Raw genomic sequence first — 24,713 nt, 5'->3', positions numbered from 1 at the left:
AGGAACCAGCAGAAGGCAGAGACTGGCAGGAGGAACCACTCTCATCCAGAACACATGGGAGAGGCCACGGGCACGTCCCCCTGTCTCCACCGAGGCGATCTATCCCTGGTACATGCTGCACCAGAGCCTGATCATCGTGCTGTTGTTCTGGCTCAAGCCGCTGCAGCTGGGCCCATGGCTGGAACCGGCACTGCTGCTGGGCGGCACGGTCGGCGGCTGCCTGCTGATCCACGAACTGCTGATCCGTCGCTGCCGCTGGCTGCGGCCCCTGTTCGGCCTGCGTGTCGATCCGCCCGCGGCGCCAATGGCAAGCGTCGCAGCGTTGTAGATCCGAGCCGAGGCTCGGCTGCTTGTGCCGTGAGCCGGGCATGGCCCCGGCTCTACATCAAAGCAGTCGAGCAAGCTCGACGCTACGCGGACGTCCGAGCGGTCAACGAACCTCGAACTCGCCCACAAGCACGGTTTCGGCGCGATCCTTAAGGCGCATCGTCACCATCTGGTCCTTCTGCTTGGCCGTGCCCCAATGGGTGGTCAGGCGCAGCATCAGGGTCGTCGCACCGGTCACCAGCTGCTGGCGGCTGCCGAAGTAGTTGGCCTCCACCTTGTACTTGCCCGGCTTGGCGTTGCGCAGCGAGAACTGCTCGGGGCCATAGCCGCCGGTGAAGTCCTCCGACATCTGCCCGCCCTGGTAAGTCAGGCGATTGCCGTAGTACGCGCGCTCGCCGTTCGGGTCGGTCACCCACAGGTCCATGTCGCTGTTGTCGGCATCCCAGGTCAGCACCACGCGCAGGTCCAGCGGCATTGCCTGCAGCAGGCGCGGGTCGATCGCCGAGGTATCCAGCCGCGGCGTGCTGCGTGCCACCAGGTTGGTCAGTTCATCCAGGGCAACCAGCGCGATGCCGTCGAAGCGGCTGTCCCACGGCCGCACCACCACCTGGTACAGCGGCGCCAGGGCCTGCTGCGGCTGGCCGGCCGCTGCCAGTGCCAGGCCCAGGTCGCGGAAGCTCTGCGGTTCCTCCTGGCCCATCGCCAGCACCTGCTCGAATACCGGCACCGCCAGTGCGGGCGCGTCGGCCTGCATCAGCCGGTAACCGAGCACGCGCAGCAGGTGGCGGTTGTCCAGCTCCATCTCGGCCAGGTTCGACAGCACCCGCAGCGCCAGCTCGCGCTGGCCCTGCTCCATCAGCAGGTCGGCCACATCGAGGAAGAACGCGCTGCTGTCGGCGTGGGCATCGCGCTCGGCCAGATAGCGGTCATAGAGCTGCGACGGCGGCCCCTGGCGCAGGCGCCGGGCGACGGCCGAGTCCGGCTGCCATGCCGCCAGCTGGATGCCGAGCTGGCCATCGTTGGCGGCTGCAGCGGCATCGACCGAGCCGCCGGTGACCACAATCGAATCCAGTGCATTCTCCGACGCGGGCGCCGGACGACGCGCGCGTGCGCTGCTGGCCTGCATGCGCTGTTCTGCCGCCGCGGCCATCGGTGCAGGCGCAGGCGGTGCCGCGGGCGCCGATGCGACGAGCATCGCCATCGGCGCTGACTCGGCAGGATAGTCGGCCGAAGCAACGTCCAGCGCTGTTTCCTTGGCCCGCGGCGGCGCACCCTTCGGCCAGCTGCGGCTCCACCACTGCTGGCGCTCCTTCCAGCGCGCAGCCACCTGGTCCAGGCGCTCGCGATCGGCAGCAGCGCGGTCAGTCACCTGCCGTGCGAACCGCGCATCGTAGTCCGCGCGCAGCTTGCCGGACGGACGGATGGCATAGCGCAGGTAATCCTCCAGCGTCTCCAGCACGATCAACGAGGTGTCCGGCCCGACCAGGCCAAACTGCTGCGACAGGCGCTGCATGGCCTCGCGGTTGCCGCGGCGGTCGACGGCCAGTTGCTGCAGGCGCGCCTGCGCCCACAGGCCGGCCAGCAGTTCGCCGTCATCGCTTTTCTGCGTGGCCGGCAGCGCCTGCCATTCGCCGCCACCCACGCGCACCCGCATCGGCACGCCGTCGGCTGCCAGTCGTGCATGCAGCCACAGCCAACCCTGGGCTTCACTGCGACGGTCGATGACCACGTCCTGCACGCCGCGCCCCGCATCGACCTGCACATCCAACGGCGACGCCAGCAGCGCATGCGCGGCCGCGTCGACATCCTTGCCCAGCGCGACGAAACGGCCGCCATGCGCCTCACTCCAACCCCGCAGTCGCACGGCATCGGTGCGCGCGCCGGCGCTGCTGACCGCAAACAGGCGTTGATCCGGCGCCATCGGCGGCAGCTGTTCCGGCCCATAGGTCAGCAGGCCATCGCCGAACAGCAGGTATTCCTTCACGCTCGATTGCGGCTGCCACTGCGCCAGCGCGCTGGCACCGTCCGGGCGCACGGCCTGCAGGGCTGCGCGCAGCTCGCTCCAGTTGCCGGCGCGGATACGGAATCGACGCACCGGCTCGGCGCGATCCCGCAGCACGGTCAACGCCACGCTGCCGTCACCCAGCGCAGCGAAATAGCGATCCAGCAGGGCGAACTCACGTGTGCGATCGCGCTGGCCCGCCGAGCCGGAACCGTCCCACAGCAGCCCGATCTCACTGGGCAACGTGCGCGGCGTGCTGCTGGCCGCCACCGGCAGCTGCGCCAGCAGGTAATGGCCGTCCTGCCAGGGCGCCACCTGCACCTGTGCCTGGCGGGCTGCCGGCATGCTCCACTGCAGTTGCTGCGGCAGCTGCGCACCCCTGCCCTGCCACTGCAGCTGGCCCGCGCTGATGCGGAAGGGTGCCGTACCCGCAGTAGTCGCGCCGGGGGCCTGCAGTTTCAGCTCAACCGAGGCTGCACCGGCGGCAAACTGCAGCGGCAGTGTCCACTGCCAGCCTTGGCCGGCGAAGGCCAACGGCTCGCGGATCACCAGCTGCACGCGCCGGCTACCGCCGGCCGGCAGCGGATAGATGCGCAGCCGGAACTGGTTGCCGGCGGTCTGTTCCAGCAGCCCCGGGTCGACGCCACGACGGGCGATCTCCTCGAACACCTGGCGGCCGCGGTCCTTGGGCACCGGCACCGCGTCACGCATCTCGCCGTTGATATCCAGCGAGAAGCCGCTGATCTGCTGGCCATCGGCAAGCGGGAACTGCAGCTCGCCCTCCAGTACCCGCCGGTTGGGGTTGTGGAATTCCAGCGTGATCCGGGTCTGGGCGATGCCGGCCTGCACCTCGCCTTCGATGCGGGCTTGTCGCAATTGAACCGGCTGCTCAGCCGCCGGCGCGATCAGCAGCGGCGTGGCAGCCTGCGGCCGGGAGATCGGCGGCGACTGCGCGCCAGCGGGCCAGGCCGCAAGGGCCAGCAGCACTACGGTGCAGCAACGGGTGAAGACCATGACCGGGCTCCAGTGGGATCGTAGACCGTTGAACGCACCAGCAACCGTAACGGGGTTGGCACCCCCAAAAAGGGGACGGAGGGGATTAAGTCGCAATTGGCATACAAGGCAAAAGCGGCTTAATCCCCTCCGTCCCCTTTTTCTATGCGGGCAGGCAGTGCTCCACGATCAGCTGGATGGCGCTGCCGCCACGGTAGTCATCGCAGGCCAGCCGGTAGGCCAGGTGGACGTGACGTGATGGCGCGTTGCCGTGCCAGCCGCCGAAATGGATGGCGTTGATCGTGCCGGGTACGCCGGGCAGGCGCAGTTCCAGCTTCAGGTGACGCTCCTTCAGCACGCGCCAGTTGGCGACTTCGAAGTGGCCGTCGAACAGTGGCTCGGGGAAACCCTGGCCCCACGGCCCGGCCAGGCGCAACGCATCGGCGTGGCGATGGTCCAGCTCGTCCGCGGCCAGCTCGCCGTCACTGAGCACCTGCTGCTGCAGTGCCGCCGGATCGAGCATCTCCAGCACCACCGCGACGAAGGCGGCCTTGAAGTCATCGACGTGGTCACGCCGCAGGCTGAGGCCGGCCGCCATGGCGTGGCCACCGAAGCGTTCGATCAGGCCCGGGTGGCGCGCATCGACCAGCGCCAGGGCGTCACGGATGTGCAGGCCGGGAATGGAGCGCGCCGAGCCTCGCAGGGTGTCGGCGCCGGGTTCGGCCGGCGCGAAGGCGATCACCGGGCGATGCAGGCGATCCTTCATCTTCGACGCGACCAGGCCGACCACACCCGGATGCCAGTCGGCATCGAACAGGCAGGCCGCCACCGGGCGCTGCCCCGACATGTCAAGCACCACGCGGGTCAACGCCTGCTCGGCGTCATCGGTCATCGACTGCTGCACCGCGCGGCGTTCTGAGTTGATCTGCTCCAGCGTCTGCGCGATCTCCCGCGCCTGGCGCGGGTCTTCGGTCAGCAGCAGCGCGATGCCCAGCGCCATGTCTTCCAGCCGGCCCGCGGCATTCAGGCGCGGGCCGAGCGCGAAGCCGATGTCGGTGGCAGTGAGCCGCGCTGCGTCACGGCCGCTGGCTTCGATCAGCGCACGCAGGCCGACACAGCCCTGCCCCGCGCGCAGGCGCCGCAAGCCCGCGCTGACCAGTGCCCGGTTGTTCGGATCCAGCGCCACCAGGTCGGCGACGGTGCCGACCGCCACTAGGTCCAGCAGCGTGGTCAGGTCCGGCCCCTTGCCATCGGCGAAGACGCCGGCCTCGCGCATGTGCCGGCGCAGCGCCATCAGCACGTAGAAGATCACGCCGACGCCGGCCAGTGACTTGCTGGGGAAGGCATCACCGTCGAGATTGGGATCGACGATGACATCGGCCGGCGGCAGCTGCGGCCCGGGAAGGTGATGGTCGGTGACCAGCACCTGCCAGCCGCGCGCCTTGGCTGCGGTCACGCCCGCATGGCAGGCGATGCCGTGGTCTACCGTGACCAGCAGGTCCGGCTGCAGCGCGGCCAGCTCCTCCACCAGAGAAGGTGACAAGCCGTAGCCGTGCACCATTCGGTTCGGCACCGCGTGGAAGACGTGTTGCGCGCCGAGCATGCGCAGGCCACGCACGCCGACTGCACAGGCGGTGGCGCCATCGCAATCGAAATCGCCGACCACCAGGATGCGCCTGTCGTTGGCGATGGCCTCGATCAGCAGACCCACCGCATCATCGATGCCGGTCAGCAACTCGGGCGCGTGGAGGCTGCCCAGTTTCGGCAGCGCCAGCTCTGGCGTACCTGCGCCACGGCTGGCATACAGGCGCGCCAGCAGTGGCAGCGTGCCCTCTGGCCAGCTGCCGGGTACGACCGCATCGCGGCGGCGGATCATCGGCGTATCGGAGGAGGAGTGCGCAGCATCGGCGGCAAGGGACATCGGCATCGCCGGGTTGCGGAAGACATCCCCATGATAGCGCGGGGTCGGATCTCTCTGCCCGCAGGAGGCTCCACCCCGATCGCGAGCATTTGGAATTTGCCAGCATATCTTCCATGCTTGTCGGCCCGGAAATGGACTTCAACGCATGCATCGCACGCTCCTTCCCGCGCTGCTGGGCCTCACCCTGGCCCCGACCATCCACGCCGCCACGCCCGAACCGAAGGCCGGCGTGCAGTTCCAGCACAACGACTGGTCGCTGGCCTGTGACAACACCCGCACCTGCCGCGCCGCCGGCTACAGTCCGGAACAACCCGGCAATCTGCTCAGCCTGATGCTGGAACGCGCGGGCGGCCCGGGTACGAAGGTGCTCGCGCGGCTGCGCAATGGCGAGGATGGCGAAAGCGCGACGCCGGCCGGGGCGCTGCGCCTGCGCCTGAACGGCAAGGACCTGGGCCCGGTGCGGGACACCGGCGACGGGGACAAAGTGTTGTTGCAGCAGGCACAGACCGGTGCACTGGTCGCCGCACTGCCGCGCCAGGCACGCATCGAGATCATCGACGGCAAGGGCAAGGCGTGGCCGATCTCCGACAGCGGTGCAGCGGCCGTCCTGCTGAAGATGGACGAGGCCCAGGGCCGGCTGGGCACGCCCGGTGCGCTGGTGCGGCGTGGCGACAAGCCCGAAGCGAGCGTGCCTGCGGCATTGCCGGTGCCAGTGATCATGCGCGGCCCGCTGGTGGCACCGCGCGCCTCCGACGCGGCACTGGCGAAAGCACCGGGCCTGCGCAAGGCACTGATCGCCAGCCTGCCGAAGCCGGATGAGTGCGGCCGCCTGAGCGAGGGCGGGACGGATGAGATCGAGATCCAGCGACTGGACGCCCAGCATGTGCTGGCAAGCACCAGCTGCTTCGTGGGTGCCTACAACATGAGCAACGCCTACTGGGTGGTGCGAGACAAATCGCCGTACCAAGCGACCTTTGTCACCAACCTCGCCGAAGATTTTGACCGCGATGACGCTACGTTGCGAGGCCGTTACCGAGGCCGCGGTGTCGGCGATTGCATCTCCGCCAATGACTGGGTGTGGGACGGCGAGCGCTTCGTCAAGAGCAGCGATTTCACGACGGGCCAGTGTCGAAATATGCTCGGCGGGCACTGGATACTGCCCACGGTGGTCAGCGAGGTTCGCTGAGGCGCCGCTACCTGCGGTAGTGCCGGCCGCTGGCCGGCAACCCCGGGAAACATCGGGGTCAGAGCCATTTTCCGATGGCAAACGGATCCGACCCCGCTCGGCCGAGGCCCCGATCAGTCGTGGAGCTGGCGCGGCTTCTTCCAGAACTGCCAGCGCTGACCGCGGTCCAGCTGGAACTGCAGACCGTCCTCGAAATCCAATACCAACCGCTGCAGTTCGCCACGCTTCAGCGCGGCCAACAACGGCCGGATCGCATCGTTGCCGAGCTGCTGCAAAGAGCGCAGCTGACGCAGATCAACCAGTGCGTCCACCGCCTGCTCGCCATCCACGGCCACACCGGCCGCCAGGGCCAGGCCCTGCAGCAGCGCGTCCCGGCTGCGCACCTGCGCATGCGGCGTGCTGACCGACACTGGCATCACGCCACCGCCCCAGAACCACAGCGAATTGATCGGCTGCTGTCCCTGCGCGGCGCGCTGCTGGTTCCAGGAATGGTTGTGCAGCAGCACCTGCGCCTCGGTCATCAGCGCCCGCCAGCGGCGGCCGCCCTCGCCTTCCGGCAGGTGCGAGAACAGGTCATCGCCCAGCACCTCGTCCGGGCTGTCGAAGTCCGGCAGGACCACGTCGATCGGCAGGCGCAGGTACCAGCGCGAAGGATCGGGTGCATCGAGCACGAACCCGGCATCGGCGAACAAGGGTTGCAGCACCGGCAGCAACGCCAGGCAGTCGGCCAGCGTCGGCCACAGCGTTTCGCCGTAGGCCATCATCCGCGCGCCATGCATGTCCGGCACCATGCAGGCCGGATCGGCACGCAGCCAGCTGGCGCCGGCGGCATCGCCGACATCGCGCTGGCGGGTCAGCGCGGCCACCGGCCAGTGCGGCGCGGCAACCGAGAAATGGCGTGACAGCTGCGCGCGTTCGCCCGGCGCGACCTGCACGGTCGTGGCACGGCCGAGCGCACGTGCCACATCGTCCGGCAACGCCGCCGCGGCAAAGCGGCTGCGCGCCGGCAACAGCAGGGTCGCCGTCGCCACCCGGTCAGTCCACGTAGCTGACGCTGACGATCTCGTACTCGCGCTGGCCTGCCGGGGCGTCGATCACGATCGAATCGCCTTCCAGCTTGCCGATCATCGCGCGCGCCACCGGCGAGGAAATCGCGATCAGGCCCTGCTTGATGTCCGCCTCCAGGTCACCGACGATCTGGTACTTCTTCTCTTCGTCGGTTTCCACGTCGGCCAGGGTCACGCTGGCGCCGAACACCACCTTGGAGCCGGCATTGAGCTTGCTCACGTCGATGATCTCGGCATGCGACAGCTCGCCTTCCAGCTGCTTGATGCGGCCTTCGATGAAGCCCTGTTCCTCGCGCGCGGCGTGGTACTCGGCATTCTCCTTCAGGTCGCCATGCTCGCGCGCTTCGGCGATCGCGGCGATCACCTTCGGGCGCTTGACCGACTTCAGGTGATCCAGTTCGTCGCGCAGCTTCTGCGCGCCCTTCATGGTGATGGGGGCTCTCATGCATTCAACTCCTTGTGCAGCTCCTGCAGCGACCAGACGGGACCGGTGCCGCGGAATTCCAGTGAATCCACCAGCGCCTTGGCGCCGGCAATGGTGGTCGAGTAGGTGACGCGATGCTGCAGCGCCTCGCGACGGATCGAGAACGAGTCGTTGATCGCCGAACGACCTTCGGTCGTGTTGACGATGTAGACGATCTCGCCGTTCTTGATCGAGTCGACGATGTGCGGACGGCCTTCGACCACCTTGTTGATGATCTCGCAGTCCATGCCGTGCTGCTGCAGCCACGCGGCGGTGCCACGGGTGGCAACCAGGCTGTAGCCACGCGCCAGCAGCGCCTTGGCCACCGGCAGCACGCGCTTCTTGTCCGGATCACGCACCGAGACGAACGCCTTGCCGACCGGCGGCGCCTTGATGCCACCGGCTTCCTGCGCACGCGCGAAGGCGGCGTTGAAGCTGCGGCCCACGCCCATCACCTCACCGGTGGAGCGCATCTCCGGCCCGAGGATCGGGTCGACGCCCTGGAACTTGGCGAACGGGAAGATCGCTTCCTTCACCGAGTAGTAGTCCGGCACGATTTCCTTGGTCGCGCCCTGCTCGGCCAGCGTCTTGCCGGCCATGCAGCGGGCAGCGATCTTGGCCAGCGGCATGCCGGTGGCCTTGGACACGAACGGCACGGTGCGCGAGGCACGCGGGTTCACTTCCAGCAGGTAGATGGTGTCGGCACCTTCGTCGCTGGTCTGGATCGCGAACTGGGTGTTCATCAGGCCGACCACGTTCAGGGCCTTGGCCAGCTCCACCACCTGGCGGCGCAGCTCGGCCTGGGTTTCGGCCGACAGCGAGTACGGCGGCAGCGAGCACGAGGAATCGCCCGAGTGCACGCCGGCTTCTTCGATGTGCTCCATCACGCCACCGATCAGGACGTTGCCGTCCTTGTCGGCGATGATGTCGACGTCGCACTCGACGGCGTTGTCGAGGAAGCGGTCCAGCAGCACCGGCGAATCGTTGGACACCTTCACCGCGTCGCGCACGTAGCGGGCCAGGTCGGCTTCACCGTAGACGATTTCCATCGCACGGCCACCCAGCACGTAGCTCGGGCGCACCACCAGCGGGTAGCCGATCTCGCGGGCCAGCAGCAGGGCTTCCTGGTCGTTGCGGGCGATGCGGTTCGGCGGCTGCTTCAGGCCCAGCTTGTCGACCAGCTGCTGGAAGCGCTCGCGGTCTTCGGCCAGATCGATCGAGTCCGGGCTGGTGCCGATCACCGGCACGCCGTTGGCTTCCAGCGCGCGCGCCAGCTTCAGCGGGGTCTGGCCGCCGTACTGCACGATCACGCCCTTCGGCTGCTCCAGTTCGACGATTTCCAGCACATCTTCCAGGGTCAGCGGTTCGAAGTACAGGCGGTCGGAGGTGTCGTAGTCGGTCGACACGGTCTCCGGGTTGCAGTTGACCATGATGGTTTCATAGCCATCCTCGCGCAGCGCCAGTGCCGCGTGCACGCAGCAGTAGTCGAACTCGATGCCCTGGCCGATGCGGTTCGGGCCACCGCCCAGGATCATGATCTTGTCGCGGTTGCTCGGCGCGGCCTCGCACTCGTCCTCGTAGGTGGAGTACAGGTAGGCGGTGCCGGTGGAGAACTCGCCGGCGCAGGAGTCCACGCGCTTGTAGACCGGGCGCACCTTGTGCGCACGACGCAGCGCGCGGATGGCGGCTTCGTTGGTGCCGGTCAGCTGCGCCAGGCGCGCGTCGGAGAAGCCAGCGCGCTTCAGCTTGCGCAGGCGTGCGGCGTCCAGCGCGTCGATGCCACCGGCAGCGACTTCGCCTTCTGCAGCGATGATTTCCTCGATCTGGTCCAGGAACCAGTGATCGATGAACGACAGCGCGTAGATCTCTTCCACGCTCATGCCGGCGCGGAACGCATCGGCGACGAAGAACAGGCGCTCCGGGCCAGGCGCCTTCAGCTCGCGGCGCAGGGTCTGCAGGTCGTCTTCGTTGGACAGGTCCAGCCCGGTCGGATCGAAGCCGACCTTGCCGGTCTCCAGGCCACGCAGGGCCTTCTGCACCGACTCCTGGAAGGTGCGGCCCATCGCCATCACCTCGCCCACCGACTTCATCTGGGTGGTCAGGCGGGCGTCGGCGGCCGGGAACTTCTCGAAGGCGAAGCGCGGGATCTTGGTGACGACGTAGTCGATGGACGGCTCGAACGAGGCCGGGGTCAGGCCACCGGTGATCTCGTTCTTCAGTTCGTCCAGGGTGTAGCCCACGGCCAGCTTGGCGGCGACCTTGGCGATCGGGAAGCCGGTGGCCTTGGAGGCCAGCGCCGAGGAACGCGACACGCGCGGATTCATCTCGATGACGACCACGCGGCCGGTCTTCGGGTTGATGCCGAACTGCACGTTCGAGCCACCGGTATCGACGCCGATCTTGCGCAGCACGGCGATGGAGGCATCGCGCAGGCGCTGGTATTCCTTGTCGGTCAGGGTCTGCGCCGGCGCCACGGTGATCGAGTCACCGGTGTGCACGCCCATCGGGTCCAGGTTCTCGATCGAGCAGACGATGATGCAGTTGTCCGCAGTGTCGCGGACCACTTCCATCTCGAACTCCTTCCAGCCCAGCACCGACTCTTCCACCAGCACTTCGGTGGTCGGCGACAGTTCCAGGCCGCGGCTGACGATCTCGACCAGCTCTTCGCGGTTGTAGGCAATGCCGCCACCGCTGCCGCCCAGGGTGAAGCTGGGGCGGATGATGGTCGGGTAGCCGACGCGGGTCTGGATTTCCAGCGCTTCGTCCAGGGTGTGGGCGACGGCGGCGGTCGGGCATTCCAAGCCGATCTCACCCATGGCGACGCGGAACAGCTCGCGGTCTTCGGCCATGCGGATCGCTTCGCGCTTGGCGCCAATCAGTTCGACGTTGTACTTCTCCAGCACGCCGTTGTCGGCCAGGTCCAGCGCGCAGTTCAGCGCGGTCTGGCCACCCATGGTCGGCAGCAGCGCGTCGGGCTTTTCCTTGGCGATGATCTTCTCGACCGTCTGCCAGTTGATCGGCTCGATGTAGACGGCGTCGGCCATCTCCGGGTCGGTCATGATCGTGGCCGGGTTGCTGTTGACCAGCACCACGCGGTAACCCTCGTCGCGCAGGGCCTTGCAGGCCTGGGCGCCGGAGTAGTCGAACTCGCAGGCCTGGCCGATGACGATCGGGCCAGCACCGATGATGAGGATGGTCTTGAGGTCAGTGCGCTTGGGCATTTTCTTCTCTAAGTCAGTACAGCGTGACAAGGGGGGTGATCGCACGCTGTCGATCAGGAATCTTGATCCGCAGCGCCGCGCCGGGGGCAGCAGCGATGCGGGGTTTACGGTCCATCGCGACGCCACCGGCAGGCCGGCGGCGTACTGATCACGCCTTGGCCTGCTCCATCAGCACCACGAAGCGGTCGAACAGCGGACCGACGTCGTGCGGGCCCGGCGACGCTTCCGGATGGCCCTGGAACGAGAACGCCGGCACGTCGGTGCGGGCGACGCCCTGATTGGTGCCGTCGAACAGCGAACGGTGGGTCACGCGCAGGGTCGGCGGCAGGGTTGCTTCATCGATCGCGAAACCGTGGTTCTGCGAGGTGATCATCACCCGCCCGCTGTCCAGGTCCTGCACCGGGTGGTTGGCACCGTGGTGGCCGTGGCCCATCTTCATGGTCTGCGCGCCCGAGGCCAGGCCCAGCAGCTGGTGGCCCAGGCAGATGCCGAAGGTCGGGATCTTCACATCGATGAAGGTCTTGATCGCCTCGATGGCGTAGTCACACGGCTCCGGGTCACCCGGGCCGTTGGACAGGAACACGCCGTCCGGCTTCAGTGCCAGCACTTCGGCGGCCGGGGTCTGCGCCGGCACAACGGTCACTTCGCAGCCGCGCTCGGCCAGCATGCGCAGGATGTTGGTCTTCACGCCGAAGTCATAGGCAACGACCTTGAACCGGGCCGGCACGCTGACGAAGGCATTGGCATCCAGGTCCAGCTGGCCCTCGGTCCAGGTGTAGGTCTTCTCGGTAGTGACGACCTTGGCCAGATCCATGCCCTTGAGGCCCGGGAACTTGCGGGCGGCTTCCAGTGCCTTTTCCACGTCGATGTCGCCGGCCATCAGCGCACCGTTCTGCGCGCCCTTCTCGCGCAGGATGCGGGTCAGCTTGCGGGTGTCGATGCCGGCGATGGCAACCACGCCACGCTGGATCAGCCAGTCCTGCAGCGACACCTGGCTGCGCCAGTTGCTGGGACGGCGCGGAACATCGCGCACGATCAGGCCGGCCGACCACACCTTGGACGCTTCATCGTCCTGGTCGGTCATGCCGGTGTTGCCGATATGCGGATAGGTCAGCGTGACCATCTGCCGGGCGTAGGACGGGTCGGTCAGAACTTCCTGATAGCCGGTCATGGCGGTGTTGAACACCACCTCACCGACGGACAGGCCGGGCGCGCCTACGGATTCGCCCTCGAATACGGTGCCGTCTTCGAGGACGAGGATTGCGGCTTGGGTCACGGGAATCTCACTTTGGCTACCGAGGGGGCTGCCGAAGTCACGCCTGCGCTTCACGGAAATCCGGTTGCAAAAAAGCGCGGACGTACGGTCTGGGACCGGTCCGGCTTTCGTGATTCGGCGAGTGCGAATTGTAGCGCTGCCGGGGCGCTCGCGCCAGCGGTTATCGCGCTTCATGAACAGGCGATTGCGCATTCATTTCAATCCGGCGGCGTATGCGGCACCCGCTACCGGATTGTGCCGGCCGCTGGCCGGCAATCCCATTGGCGCCCCGTAACCCAAGGTTGCCGGCCAGCGGCCGGCACTACCGCCTTACGCCAGCAGGTCCCGCACCCGGTAGCTGCCCGGGGCCCGGCCCTGCAGCTGGCGGGCGGCGAACAGGGCGCCGCGGGCGAAGATGTCGCGGTTGGTGGCCCGATGCACCAGCTCGATGCGCTCGCCGAGCCCGGTGAACTGGACCAGGTGTTCGCCGACGATGTCGCCGGCACGCAGGCTGGCGTAGTGCGGCTCCGCCCCGCCCCGCTGCGCGGCCGCACCCAGGGTCAGCGCGGTGCCCGACGCCGCGTCCTTCTTCTGGGTGTGGTGCGATTCGACGATGTCGCAGTCCCAGCCGGGCAGCGCCTGCGCCGCGCGCTCGACCAGCTCGTCCAGTACCGCCACGCCCAGGCTGAAGTTCGAGGCCCAGACCAGCGGAATCTTCGCCGCTGCCGCCTCCAGCGCCTGGCGCTGCGTGCTGGAGATGCCGGTGGTGCCCGACACCAGCCCGGCCCCACGCTCCACGCACAGCGCCAGCAGCGGGTCGAAGCCCTCCGGCAGGCTGAAGTCGATCGCCACGTCGAACACCGGCGCGCCGGGCAGTTCGCTGGCACCGAAGAACGGCACGCCGTCGACCACGCGCTGCGCCGGCGCACGGCCGGTCACCGCGGCCACGATCTGCAGGGTTTCGGGATGTTCGGCGGCCAGCCGCAGCAGGGCCTGGCCCATGCGCCCGGAGGCGCCGTGAATGAGCAATCGCAGGGGAGTCTGGTTCATGCCTGCAGGCTAGCGGCAGCACGCCCGCTCCGGCAAGCGCCATCGCTGTGACGCTGCATGCTCTTTGATTGAGGGCGCTCATTCCTCGCGACGCACGGTGTTGCCTGCGCGCAACTGTCAGGCCGTTCGACTCCGGCGGTGACGGGTTTGCCACTGGACGCGGCAACGCTCCGCTTCAAGTCTGTGGCCCTCCCTTCAGCCGGGGCAACACCCATGAAATCCTCGACCGTCTTCAGCAAGTGCGCCAGGAAGACCGGCTTTGCCGGGACGTCGACGACCCGCTACCGCTTGCTGGATGCCGCGTTGCTTGTCGTGAATCACCAGCGCGCCAGCGAAAGCCGCGGCTTCTATGTGAATGCTGGACTCTACTTTCCGGAGCTGCTCGCGTATCCGCTCGCGCCTGACGATCTTGAAACGGCCTTCCGGTACCGCTCCAGCATTCCCACGCCCCATGTCGACTGGCGGATCGAAGAAACGCCAGGCCTGCGCCGGGCCTTCATCCAGCAGGATCTTGAAGATCTGCTCGAGGCCGGCAATCGCGACGCATTGAAGGCCCTGCTGCTCGATGCCCTGGCGGACGTGGCGGGTTTCGCAGCAGCCCATGGGAACCGCGCGTCGGTGCGGCGACTGAACCGGGACGGGAACTTCCGGGCGATCATCCGCAGAGAGGTCTGAATCCTGGAAGCGTGCGAACCAAGGTTCGCACCCACCGGACGGCCGCCGCCGAGCATGGCTCGACGCTACTTCTTGGTCGGCCCGCAGCTGTCGCAACCGCCACAGGCGCCACCACTGCCCGTTGCCGGCGGCGCGATCTTCCGCCCCAGCGCCTGCGCCCAGGCCGCGCGGCCCGGCTTCAGCAGGGCCAGCGCCAGCGCCCCGCGCAGCGTGCGCACGGTCCCGGGGAACTGCTTCTTCAGCACCACCCAGGCACTGACCAGCACGGCCACCGCGATGATCAGGTACTGGACCAGCAGACCGGTATCCATCAGCCGCCTCCCAGCGCCCTGGTCACCTGGTAGGTGATCAGCGCGGCCACATAGGCCGCCGCGAACAGGTAGAACGCCGCGAAGCCCATCTGCTTCCACGAGTTGGTCTCGCGCTTGATGGTGGCCAGCGTCGAGATGCACATCGGGGCGTAGATGTACCAGACCAGCAGCGACAGGGCCGTGGCCAGCGACCAGCCATCGCTGATCAACGGGGTCAGTGCCTGGCTGGCGGCATCGTCGTCGGCCGCCGACAGCGCATACACCGTCGCCAGCGACGACACCGCGACCTCACGCGCGGCCAGGCCCGGAATCAGCGCGATGCAGATCTGCCAGTTGAAGCCCAGCGGCGCGAAGAACACGGCCATCGCATGGCCGATCCGGCCCGCGTAGCTGTAGTCGATCGCCGGCAGGGTGGCATCGGCCGGGGCCGCCGGGAACGACAGCAGGACCCACAGCAGGATGGTCAGCGCCAGGATGATGCCGCCGACGCGCTTGAGGAAGATCATGCCGCGCTCATACAGGCCCACCGCCAGGTCGCGCACGTGCGGCAGCCGGTAGGACGGCAGCTCCAGCATCAGCGGGTGCTCGCTCTTGTCGCGGCGCCACTTCTTCATGATCCACGACATCGCCAGCGCACTGAGGATGCCGGCCGCGTACAGGCCGAACAGGACCAGGCCCTGCTGGTTGAACACCCCCCACACCGTCTTCTGCGGAATGAACGCACCGATCAGCAGCGCATACACCGGCAGGCGCGCCGAGCAGGTCATCAGCGGTGCGACCAGGATGGTGGCCAGGCGGTCACGCGGGTCCTGGATGCTGCGCGTGGACATGATGCCCGGCACCGCGCAGGCGAAGCTGGACAGCAGCGGGATGAACGAGCGGCCGGACAGGCCGGCGGCGGCCATCATGCGGTCGAGCAGGAACGCCGCACGCGGCAGGTAGCCGGATTCCTCCAGCACCAGGATGAAGAAGAACAGGATCAGGATCTGCGGCAGGAACACCACCACGCCACCGACGCCGGCGATGATGCCGTCCGTCAGCAGGCTGGCCAGCGGGCCCTCCGGCAACACGCCGCCAACGAAAGTACCGAGCCAGGCGAAGCCAGCCTCGATGCCGTCCATCAGCGGCGTCGCCCACGCGTACACGGCCTGGAAGATCAGGAACATCACCACCGCCAGGCTGATCAGCCCGAACACCGGGTGCAGCAGCCAGCGGTCCAGTGCGTCGTCGATCTTCGCGGTCCGGGCCGGCATCCGCACGGCGACTGACAGGATCTCGCGCACCCTGGCGTGGTAATCGATGCCACCTTCCGGGCCCGGCACCGGTGCATCCAGGTGCGGCACCATCGCGTCCAGGCGCTCGACCAGGGCCCTGGCCCCCTGCTTGCGCACCGCCACGGTCTCCACCACCGGTACGCCCAGCTCGCGCTCGAGCGCGGCCACGTCCACCTGGATGCCACGGCGCTGGGCCGCGTCGACCATGTTCAGGGCCACCACCATCGGCTTGCCCAGTTCGCGCAGCTCCAGCGCGAAGCGCAGGTGCAGGCGCAGGTTGGTGGCGTCGATCACGCACAGCAGCACGTCCGGCGCCGCTTCGCCCGGGTAGAAGCCCCGGCACAGGTCACGGGTGATCGCCTCGTCCAGGCTGGCCGGATGCAGGCTGTAGGCGCCCGGCAGGTCGAGCACGGCGAATTCACGGCCGGACGGCGCACGCAGGCGGCCTTCCTTGCGCTCGACGGTGACGCCGGTGTAGTTGGCGACTTTCTGCCGGCTGCCGGTCAGCTGGTTGAACAGCGCGGTCTTGCCACTGTTGGGGTTACCGACCAGCGCGATGCGCAGGGGGGCGGAGGAGGCAGTAGCGGTCATGCACGGCGTTCCTGACTGACGGCGTCGACCACGACGCGCTTGGCTTCGCTGATCCGCAGCGCGAACCGGGTGAACCCGACCTGCACCAGCAGCGGCTCGCCCCCCACCGGACCCTTGGCCACCAGGCGTACTTCCTCGCCATTCACGAAACCCAGCTCGCGCAGGCGACGGGCAATGGCATCGTTGGCATGCAGGTCCTGCACGGACTCGACCACGGCCGAGGTGTGCAGCGGCAGTTCGGACAGCGTCATCTAGCGTGTTCTCTGCTGGATGTAAATGGTTCTCGATTCTAACATTCCCGCGTCGCGTCATGGCCCATGACCAATGGCCCGCTATGATCCATACAGGTATGGAGTGACTCTGGAATCCCATGAACGATGCTTTGCAGATCGAGCGCCGCGGCGCCGTCCTCACCCTCTGGCTGAACCGGCCGGAGCTGCACAACGCCTTCGACGCCAGCCTGATCGCCCGGCTGACCGCCGCGCTGGAGGCTGCCGGGCGCGACGATTCGATCCGGGCCGTGGTGGTGGCCGGTCACGGCGCCTCCTTCTCGGCCGGTGCCGACATGCAGTGGATGCGCGGCATGGCGGCGGCCAGCGAAGCCGACAACCGCGAGGACTCGCTGGCCCTGGCACGGCTGATGCGCACCCTGGACGAGCTACCCAAGCCGACCCTGGCCCGGGTCCACGGCGCGGCCTTCGGCGGCGGTGTCGGCCTGGTCGCCTGCTGCGACATCGCCATCGCCAGCACCTCGGCCCGCTTCGGCCTGACCGAAAGCCGCCTGGGCCTGCTGCCCGCCGTCATCTCCCCCTATGTGATCGAGGCCATCGGCCCCCGCCAGGCCCGTCGCTGGTTCGCCACCGGCGAGCACTTCGATGCCGACACCGCGCTGCGCATCGGACTGGTCCATCAGCTGGTCGAGCCCGAGCGCCTGGACGAGGCGCTCGAACGCCAGCTGGCGTTGCTCGACAAGGCCGGCCCGATCGCCTCGTCCACCGCCAAGCAGCTGGTGCGGCAGGTCCGGGACAGCCATGACCGCGACGCCCTGGATCGCGATAATGCGGCCCTGATCGCGCGCCTGCGGGTCTCCGCCGAGGGCCAGGAAGGCCTGGGCGCCTTCCTCGACAAGCGCGCCCCCCATTGGGTCACGGAAGCCTGAACATGCTCGATCATCTTGGTTTGACCAGCGCCGACCTGGCGCGCAGCAAGACCTTCTTCCTGCAGGCGCTGGCGCCGCTGCAGATCGGCGTGGTGATGGAAGTGAGCGCCGAACAGACCGGCGACCACGACCACGTCGGCTTCGGCAGCGACGGCAAGCCGTTCTTCTGGCTCGGCAATGGCGGCACCGCCAGCCACGGCGTGCACGTGGCCTTCGCCTGCGCCCGCCGCGCGCAGGTGGACGCCTTCCACGCCGCTGCCCTCGCCGCCGGTGGCCGCGACAACGGCGCCCCGGGCCTGCGCCCGTGGTACCACCCGGATTACTACGCTGCCTTCGTGCTCGACCCGGACGGCAACAACATCGAAGCGGTCTGCCACTTCCCCGCCGCCGGGGTGGCCGCATGAGCGACTACGTCCGCATCGTCGAGGTCGGCCCGCGTGACGGCCTGCAGAACGAAAAGCAGTCGGTGTCCACCGCCGACAAGATCGAACTGATCAACCGCCTGTCGGCCACCGGCCTGCGCAGCATCGAGGCGACCAGTTTCGTCAGCCCGAAGTGGATCCCGCAGCTGGCCGACGCCGCCGAGGTCTACGCCGGCATCCAGCGCCGGCCCGGCATCCACTACCCGGTGCTGGTGCCGAACGAACAGGGCTACGACCGCGCCCGCGCGGTGGGCGTGGAGGAAGTGGCGGTGTTCACCGCTGCGTCCGAGGCCTTCAACCGCACCAACACCAATGCCGGCATCGACGAATCGCTGGCCCGGTTCGAGCCGATCCTGCGCCGCGCCGCCGCCGATGGCGTGCGCGTGCGCGGCTACGTTTCCACCGTGCTCGGCTGCCCTTACCAGGGCGAGGTGCCGCTGGCCGACGTGGTGCGGGTAGCGCGCGCGCTGCACCAGATGGGCTGTTACGAAATCTCGCTGGGCGACACCATCGGCGTCGGCACCCCGCGCAAGGCACGGGCGATGCTGCAGGCGGTCGCTGCCGAGATCCCGATGGACGCCTTGGCCGTGCACTTCCACGACACCTACGGCCAGGCCATCGCCAACATCGCCACCTGCCTGGAAGAAGGCGTGCGCGTGGTCGACAGCGCAGTCTCGGGGGCCGGTGGCTGCCCGTATGCGAAGGGGGCCAGCGGCAACGTCGCCAGCGAGGACGTGGTCTACCTGCTGCAGGGCCTGGGCCTGGACAGCGGCGTGGACCTGCCGGCACTGGCCGAGACCGGCCGCTGGCTGGCTGGCCTGCTCGGCCGCGCCACCGCCAGCCGCACCGGACAGGCGCTGGCAGCGACCGGCTGAGCACCCCGCTGCGCCGCTCCTGCCGGGGCGGCGCAGTGCACAACGGCGGCGGTCGCCGCTTCCGTTAGAATCGGCGGTTCTCGAACCTGCAGGACCGTTCAATGCAGCTGTCTTCCGTACGTGCCGTGATCACTGGCGGCGTCTCCGGCCTCGGCCTGGCCGTGGCCCAGCACCTCGTCGCCCAGGGCGGCAAGGTGGCCCTGTTCGACCTCAACGATGACAAGGGCGCTGCCGCCGTCGCCGCACTGGGTGCCGACAAGGCCCGCTATTTCAACGTCAACGTCAGCGATGAGTCGGCCGTGGCTGCGGCCATCGACCAGGCCCACGATTTTCTCGGCGGCCTGAACGTGGCGATGAACTGTGCCGGCATCCTCGGCGCCGGCCGCGTGCTGGGCAAGGAAGGCCCGATGCCGCTGGCCGCTTTCCAGGGCACGGTGATGGTCAACCTGGTCGGCAGCTTCAACGTGGCCAAGGCCGCGGCCAACCGCATGCAGCACAACGACGCCGGCGAAGACGGCGAGCGCGGCGTGATCATCAACACCGCCAGCATCGCCGCCTATGAAGGCCAGATCGGCCAGGCCGCGTATGCGGCCAGCAAGGGCGGCGTGGTGTCGATGACGCTGCCGATGGCGCGCGAGCTGTCGCGCTTCGGCATCCGCGTCAACACCATCGCCCCGGGCGTGTTCTGGACGCCGATGGTCGATGGCATGCCCGAAGCCGTGCAGCAGTCGCTGGCCGCCTCGATCCCGTTCCCGTCGCGCCTGGGCAAGCCGGAAGACTTCGCCAGCCTGGTCGGCTTCATCCTCGGCAACACCTACCTCAACGGCGAGACCATCCGCCTGGACGGCGCCACCCGCCTCGCTCCGAAGTGATTCCCCCCGGGCGCCGGGACGGCGCCCTCCCCCAACCACCTAGATCACCATGAAAGCCAACGACATCAAGAAGGGCAACGTCGTCGAGTACAACAACGGCGTGTACCAGATCCGCGACATCGAGCGCAGCTCGCCGCAGGGTCGCGGCGGCAACGTCCGCTTCCGCTTCATCATGTACAGCGTGCCGGGCGGCAACAAGCTCGATGCGAGCTTCGATGCCGACGACAACCTGGTCGAGGTCGAACTGCTGCGCCGCCAGTCCACCTATTCGTACAAGGACGGCGATGCCTTCGTGTTCCTCGATGACGAGGACTACACCCCCTACACCCTGGACGCGGACGTGATCGGCGATGACGCCGGCTACATCACCGACGGCCTGACCGGCATCTACGTGCAGGTGATCGACGAGCAGCCGGTGGCGATCCAGCTGCCGGCCTCGGTGGTGCTGGAAGTGATCGAGACCCCGCCGGAACTGAAGGGCGGCACCGCCACCAAGCGCCCGAAGCCGGCCAAGCTCAACACCGGCATCGAGATCATGGTGCCGGAGTACATCGTCAACGGTGAACGCGTGCTGGTGAACACCGCCACCGGCGAATTCGCCGGCCGCGCCGACTAAGCGCTTTCGCTGATCGGCAGCCTGTCCCTGCCTGCGGCAAGTTCACCGCAGGCAGCGGGCAGCGCATCGGACGCAGCAGCCGTGTAGAGCCGAGCGCGGGCTCGGCTCCACAGGAAGCTTACGGCTGCTGTGTACCGAAGTTGCCGCAGCCGTGGTACTGGCGGGTGCCGATGGTCAGATTCACCTTGGCCTCGAACGCCTCGCCGCTCATGTCGTCCTGGCAGGTGGTGCGCTGGAAGCTGAGCTTGACGTCGGTGCCATCGGATGCTTTGCCGCTCCATCCGTCAGCACCCTGGGTGGGCTGGGCGACGTCGAAGCGGCGCTCGCCATAATCGACTTCCACCTGCAGGCCCGGCGCGTCGCCATCGACGACCGCCAACCAGCCCGGCTCGTTGCCCGTGGCGCGGAACGCGGCCGTGCCCGCGCTGCCATCACCTTCGGTCGCTTCGACCGCATGGCACTCGCGGTCCGTCTCGCCCTTCAGGCTCAACAGTCCTTCATCGCTGCCCCGGGTCCAGAAGCTGTTGCCCTGGCCATCGCCATACTTGGCGCCGGACGCCGCGCGCTCGGAGGTCATGGCGAAGGTACGGTCGCCGATCACCACGGTCGCCGCATCCTCGCCATTGAAGGTCGCGCGCACGCCCAGGTCACCGCATTGATAGGCGGTCTCGCTGCCGCCGCCCTTGGCGCCGGGATCCGGCTGCGGCGTGGCAGGCGGGGTGTCATTGGCGGCGGCGGGTGCCTGAGCCGGCTGGCACGCAGCCAGCACCAAGCCGAGGGAGGCCGCCAACAGACTGGGAACTACACGCATGGCTCGACTCCTTGTCGAAACTACAGAGACGCTCGACCCTACCACCTTGCGGTGAGCAGGGCCTGAAAGCGGCCTGACCGCACTCACGCGGCCAACACCGCCATCGATAACAACCGGGCGCCGCTGTCTCAGGAACTGCAGGTCCACACCCGCAGCAGGCGCAGTTTCAACTCGCGCTCCCGGCCCTGCCAATGCACCACCCCGTGCACATCGCCGGACAGCAACGCCAGGCGGCCACACAGCAGCGTTTCCACCGCGTGCAGGCGCAGGCTCCGCACCTGCAGGCCTCCGGCATGCCACGCTCCCAGCCACGGCAGGTCGCGCATCCGGCCACCGTGGCCATCCATCATGAACAGGGCCGGCGATAGCAGCGTGGCCAGCGCATCGTGATCATTCTCCAGCAGTGCCGTGCACAGGCGCTGCTCCAGCGCCATCAACTGGGGCTCGTGCAGATCTTCAACGCTGTTGCGTTCCATCCACGGTTCCTTCCGGCATCGGCCGGCGCCTGCGCAGCCGCTGCGCGATCCACTGCCGCGCGCGCTGCACCACTACATAGAAGACCGGCACGAAGAACACCGCCAGCACGGTCGCACTGACCATGCCGCCGAACACACCGGTTCCAATCGCCTGCTGGGTTTCCTTCGACGCGCCCTGCGCCAGCATCAGCGGCACCACGCCCAGCGCGAACGCCAGCGAGGTCATCACGATCGGCCGCAGGCGCAGCCGCACCGCCTCCAGCGCTGCTTCAACGAGGCCGCGACCCTGCTGCTGCAGCTGGCGCGCGAACTCGACGATGAGGATCGCGTTCTTCGCCGACAGCCCGATCACGGTGATCATGCCGACCTTGAAGAACACGTCGTTGGGCATGCCACGCAACAGCACCGCAGCAACCGCACCGAGCAGGCCCAGTGGCACCACCAGCATCACCGCCAGCGGGATCGACCAGCTCTCGTACAGTGCCGCCAGCACCAGGAACACCACCAGCATCGACAGCAGCAACAACCACGGTGCCTGCTGTCCCGATTCGCGCTCCTGCAGCGACTGGCTGGTCCACTGCGGGGCAAAACCGGACGGCAGCTTCTGCGCCAACCGCTCCATCTCCGCCATGGCCTGGCCGGTCGATACGCCCGAGGCCGGTGCGCCGGACAGATTCAACGCCGGGAAGCCGAGATAGCGCTGCAGCTGCAGCGGCGCCTCGGTCCAGTGCGGGGTGACCAGCTCGGACAGCGCCACCATGCCGCCTTCGCTGTTGCGCACGTACAGCTTCAGCACATCCTCCAGTTCCATCCGGTGGGGTGCATCGGCCCGCAGGATCACCTGCTGCAAGCGGCCCTTGTTGGGGAAATCGTTGACGTACTGCGAGCCCATCGCCGCCGACAGCGTGCTGCTGATGTGCTCGAAGCCCACCCCCATCGCCTCGGCCTTGGCCCGATCGATGTCCAGCCGCACGCTGGTGCCGGCCGGCAGGCCGTCGGCATGCACCTCCGACAGCAGCGGACTGGCCTCGGCCAGCTTCAACAGCTGCTGCAGGGCCGCGCGCAGTTCGGCCTGGCTCTGCCCGGTGCGCGCCTGCAGGGCCAGCGAGAAGCCGGACGATCGGCCCAGGCTGTCGATGGCGGGCGGCATCACGCTCATCACCTCGCCCTCGGCAACCGCAGCCATCGCCTTCTGCGCGGCCTCCACTTCGCCGGCCGCGGTGGCCCCTGCACGCTCACCCCAGTCCTTCAGCATCGTATAGGTCAGCGCTGCGCTCGGGCCGGAACCGGAGAAGCTGTAGCCGAGGATCGCCTGGTTGGAGCCGATGCCCGGCCGCGAGGCCACATGGCGTTCGTAGGCTTCGACCACCGCCAAGGTGCGTTCGGCCGTCGCCTCGGCCGGCAACTGGATCGAGGTCATGAAATAACCCTGGTCCTCCTCCGGCAGGAACGCGCCCGGCAGCCAGTGCAGGCCCAGCAGTAGCGCCACGACCAGCGCCGCGAACACGCCCATCACCCGCCCGCTCCGCTGCAGCAACGATGCAACACCACGCTGGTAACGCCCGGTCATCCGCTCGAAGCCGCGATTGAAGGCACCGAACAACCCGCCGCGGCCATGATGGCCATGGGTGGTCGGGCGCAGCAGCGTCGCGCACAGCGCCGGGGTCAGGCTCAACGCCAGCAGCGCCGAGAACAGGATCGACACCGCCATCGCCACGGTGAACTGGCGGTAGATCGCGCCCACCGAGCCGCTGGCCAGCGCCATCGGGATGAACACCGCGGTGAGCACCAGGGTGATGCCGATCACCGCACCGGTCAGCTCGCGCATCGCCTTGAGGGTGGCCTCGCGCGGGGGCAGGCCCTCCTCGGCCATGATCCGTTCCACGCCTTCGACCACGACGATCGCATCATCGACGATGATGCCGATCGCCAGCACCATGCCGAACATGGTCAGCACGTTGATCGAGAAGCCCAGGGCCAGCATCACCGCGAAGGTCCCCAGCAGCGCGATCGGTGCCACCAGCGCTGGAATCAGCGTGTAGCGCCAGTTCTGCAGGAACAGGTACATCACCGCGAACACCAGCAGCATCGCCTCCAGCAGGGTCTGCACCACCTTCTGGATCGAGATCTTCACGAAGGGTGCGGTATCGAACGGAATGCTCGACTCCACCCCGCGCGGCAGCATCGGTGCCAGCTCGGCCATCCGCTCGCGCACCGCCGCGGCCGTGCGCACCGCGTTCGCGCCCGGGCGCAGCTGCACGCCGGCGGCGGTGGCCGGGTGACCGTCCTCGCGGGTACCCCAGGCGTAGCTCTGCGCGCCCAGCTCGACGCGGGCGACATCGCCCAGCAGTACCCGCGAGCCGTCGGCCCCGGCGCGCAGCACGATGGCGGCGAACTGCTCCGGCGTGGACAGCTGGCCATCGGCGCTCAACGGCACGGTGATGCGCTGGCCCGGCACACCCGGCGAATCGCCGATGCGCCCGGGTGAGATCTCCAGGTTCTGCTGCTCGATGGCCGTGGCCACGTCAGTGATGGTCAGGCCGTAACCGGTCAACCGGGCCGGGTCCAGCCACACGCGCATCGCCTGTTCGGCGCCGAACAGCTGCACGCGGCCGACGCCATCGATGCGGCGCAGCTCCTCGATGATGTTGCGGGCCATGAAGTCGCCGAGCGCTGCCTCGCTGACGCTGGCATCCGGCGAGCGCAGGCCGACCAGCATGAGGAAGCCGGAATCGGCGGCCTCCACGAACAGGCCGTTCTGGCGCACGCTGCGTGGCAGGCGTGGCTCGATCGCCTTGATCCGGTTCTGCACGTCCACCTGCGCCAGCTCCGGGTCGGTCCCCGGCTTGAAGGTGGCCGTGATCGACGCTTCACCGGAGGTATCCACCGACGATTCGAAGTACAGCAGATGCTTGACGCTGGACAGCTCGCGCTCGATCAGGCCGACCACAGCGTCGTTCAGCGTCTGCGGGCTGGCGCCCGGATAGCTGGCGTAGATGCTGACGCTGGGCGGCGCAACGGCCGGATAGCGCTCCACCGCCAGCCGCGGGATCGCCAGTACGCCGGCCAGGATGATGAAGATCGCCAGCACCCAGGCGAACACCGGGCGATCGATGAAAAAACGTGCCATGTTGGATTTCCCTGGA

Annotated in this window: 20 protein-coding genes and 1 pseudogene; 8 read left to right on the top strand and 13 right to left on the bottom strand. The window is 68.1% G+C overall.

Features of this window, described 5'->3' with window-relative positions:
* Positions 1-88: 88 nt before the first annotated feature.
* A pseudogene (locus NSQ78_RS10410) lies at positions 89-328 on the top strand (acyltransferase); the annotation flags it as partial.
* Between the two features lie 102 nt (positions 329-430).
* Here the strand turns inward: NSQ78_RS10410 and NSQ78_RS10405 are convergent.
* Together NSQ78_RS10405 and recJ are read right to left on the bottom strand one after the other, a co-directional pair.
* Positions 431-3,343 (bottom strand): VIT domain-containing protein, encoded by a 2,913-nt coding sequence (locus NSQ78_RS10405; RefSeq protein WP_064238418.1) that lies wholly within the window; start codon positions 3,341-3,343, stop codon positions 431-433.
* Positions 3,344-3,485: 142 nt separating this feature from the next.
* Positions 3,486-5,243 (bottom strand): single-stranded-DNA-specific exonuclease RecJ, encoded by a 1,758-nt coding sequence (gene recJ / locus NSQ78_RS10400; protein ID WP_064239642.1) that lies wholly within the window; start codon positions 5,241-5,243, stop codon positions 3,486-3,488.
* A gap of 145 nt (positions 5,244-5,388) precedes the next feature.
* Here recJ and NSQ78_RS10395 point away from each other — a divergent pair, with 145 nt between their 5' ends.
* Entirely contained in the window at positions 5,389-6,429 is a 1,041-nt protein-coding gene (locus NSQ78_RS10395) for a DUF1176 domain-containing protein (protein WP_064238416.1), read from the top strand.
* A 113-nt stretch (positions 6,430-6,542) separates the two neighbouring features.
* Here NSQ78_RS10395 and NSQ78_RS10390 read toward each other — a convergent pair whose 3' ends face one another.
* The 5 genes from NSQ78_RS10390 to dapB all read right to left on the bottom strand — a co-directional run bounded on the left by NSQ78_RS10390 (position 6,543) and on the right by dapB (position 13,485).
* The gene (locus NSQ78_RS10390; protein WP_064238413.1) at positions 6,543-7,460 is read right to left on the bottom strand and encodes a phosphoglycerate mutase; all 918 of its coding nucleotides are present in this window, start codon (positions 7,458-7,460) and stop codon (positions 6,543-6,545) included.
* Between the two features lie 4 nt (positions 7,461-7,464).
* The gene (gene greA / locus NSQ78_RS10385) at positions 7,465-7,941 is read right to left on the bottom strand and encodes a transcription elongation factor GreA (RefSeq protein WP_005409483.1); all 477 of its coding nucleotides are present in this window, start codon (positions 7,939-7,941) and stop codon (positions 7,465-7,467) included.
* Positions 7,938-11,180, bottom strand: a complete 3,243-nt coding sequence (gene carB, locus NSQ78_RS10380) for a carbamoyl-phosphate synthase large subunit (protein WP_049464325.1) — start codon at positions 11,178-11,180, stop codon at positions 7,938-7,940. The genes greA and carB overlap by 4 nt, the downstream gene beginning before the upstream one ends.
* 148 nt (positions 11,181-11,328) lie before the next feature.
* Positions 11,329-12,456, bottom strand: a complete 1,128-nt coding sequence (gene carA / locus NSQ78_RS10375; protein WP_049464327.1) for a glutamine-hydrolyzing carbamoyl-phosphate synthase small subunit — start codon at positions 12,454-12,456, stop codon at positions 11,329-11,331.
* 309 nt (positions 12,457-12,765) lie between these two features.
* A complete protein-coding gene (dapB, locus tag NSQ78_RS10370; RefSeq protein WP_080473126.1) occupies positions 12,766-13,485 on the bottom strand; it encodes a 4-hydroxy-tetrahydrodipicolinate reductase in 720 nt (239 codons plus the stop codon).
* Between the two features lie 213 nt (positions 13,486-13,698).
* On the opposite strand from dapB, the gene NSQ78_RS10365 reads away from it, so the two are divergent.
* Positions 13,699-14,160, top strand: a complete 462-nt coding sequence (locus NSQ78_RS10365; protein WP_057495100.1) for a DUF4304 domain-containing protein — start codon at positions 13,699-13,701, stop codon at positions 14,158-14,160.
* Between the two features lie 65 nt (positions 14,161-14,225).
* On the opposite strand, the gene NSQ78_RS10360 is transcribed toward NSQ78_RS10365, so the two are convergent.
* The 3 genes from NSQ78_RS10360 to NSQ78_RS10350 are packed head-to-tail and all read right to left on the bottom strand — an operon-like array spanning position 14,226 to position 16,587.
* The gene (locus NSQ78_RS10360; RefSeq protein WP_057495099.1) at positions 14,226-14,471 is read right to left on the bottom strand and encodes a DUF6587 family protein; all 246 of its coding nucleotides are present in this window, start codon (positions 14,469-14,471) and stop codon (positions 14,226-14,228) included.
* Entirely contained in the window at positions 14,471-16,336 is a 1,866-nt protein-coding gene (locus NSQ78_RS10355; protein ID WP_064238410.1) for a ferrous iron transporter B, read from the bottom strand. Before NSQ78_RS10355 ends, NSQ78_RS10360 begins: the two co-directional genes overlap by 1 nt.
* Positions 16,333-16,587, bottom strand: coding sequence for a FeoA family protein (locus tag NSQ78_RS10350; RefSeq protein WP_049464336.1), 255 nt, complete (start codon positions 16,585-16,587; stop codon positions 16,333-16,335). Before NSQ78_RS10350 ends, NSQ78_RS10355 begins: the two co-directional genes overlap by 4 nt.
* Before the next feature lie 119 nt (positions 16,588-16,706).
* On the opposite strand from NSQ78_RS10350, the gene NSQ78_RS10345 reads away from it, so the two are divergent.
* The 5 genes from NSQ78_RS10345 to yeiP all read left to right on the top strand — a co-directional run bounded on the left by NSQ78_RS10345 (position 16,707) and on the right by yeiP (position 20,280).
* A complete protein-coding gene (locus NSQ78_RS10345; RefSeq protein ID WP_049464338.1) occupies positions 16,707-17,495 on the top strand; it encodes an enoyl-CoA hydratase/isomerase family protein in 789 nt (262 codons plus the stop codon).
* 2 nt (positions 17,496-17,497) lie between these two features.
* Complete coding sequence (locus NSQ78_RS10340; protein ID WP_064238407.1) at positions 17,498-17,899, top strand: VOC family protein; 402 nt, start codon at positions 17,498-17,500, stop codon at positions 17,897-17,899.
* On the top strand, positions 17,896-18,792 hold the full coding sequence (locus NSQ78_RS10335) for a hydroxymethylglutaryl-CoA lyase (RefSeq protein ID WP_064238405.1): 897 nt from the start codon (positions 17,896-17,898) through the stop codon (positions 18,790-18,792). Before NSQ78_RS10340 ends, NSQ78_RS10335 begins: the two co-directional genes overlap by 4 nt.
* A gap of 101 nt (positions 18,793-18,893) precedes the next feature.
* Positions 18,894-19,664, top strand: a complete 771-nt coding sequence (locus tag NSQ78_RS10330) for an SDR family NAD(P)-dependent oxidoreductase (protein WP_057495094.1) — start codon at positions 18,894-18,896, stop codon at positions 19,662-19,664.
* A gap of 49 nt (positions 19,665-19,713) precedes the next feature.
* Positions 19,714-20,280, top strand: coding sequence for an elongation factor P-like protein YeiP (gene yeiP / locus NSQ78_RS10325; RefSeq protein ID WP_005409468.1), 567 nt, complete (start codon positions 19,714-19,716; stop codon positions 20,278-20,280).
* A 118-nt stretch (positions 20,281-20,398) separates the two neighbouring features.
* Here the strand turns inward: yeiP and NSQ78_RS10320 are convergent, their stop codons facing one another.
* The 3 genes from NSQ78_RS10320 to NSQ78_RS10310 all read right to left on the bottom strand — a co-directional run bounded on the left by NSQ78_RS10320 (position 20,399) and on the right by NSQ78_RS10310 (position 24,697).
* A complete protein-coding gene (locus NSQ78_RS10320) occupies positions 20,399-21,091 on the bottom strand; it encodes an MliC family protein (protein WP_057495093.1) in 693 nt (230 codons plus the stop codon).
* Positions 21,092-21,219: 128 nt separating this feature from the next.
* On the bottom strand, positions 21,220-21,567 hold the full coding sequence (locus tag NSQ78_RS10315; protein WP_339208555.1) for a nuclear transport factor 2 family protein: 348 nt from the start codon (positions 21,565-21,567) through the stop codon (positions 21,220-21,222).
* Complete coding sequence (locus NSQ78_RS10310) at positions 21,548-24,697, bottom strand: multidrug efflux RND transporter permease subunit (protein WP_064238403.1); 3,150 nt, start codon at positions 24,695-24,697, stop codon at positions 21,548-21,550. The genes NSQ78_RS10315 and NSQ78_RS10310 overlap by 20 nt, the downstream gene beginning before the upstream one ends.
* Positions 24,698-24,713: the final 16 nt, after the last annotated feature.

This window comes from Stenotrophomonas sp. FSL W7-1447 (assembly GCF_037966425.1).
GTDB classification, from domain to species: domain Bacteria; phylum Pseudomonadota; class Gammaproteobacteria; order Xanthomonadales; family Xanthomonadaceae; genus Stenotrophomonas; species Stenotrophomonas pavanii.
Note: the sequence above shows the minus strand (reverse complement) of the source record. Positions and strands in the feature narration are given on the sequence as shown.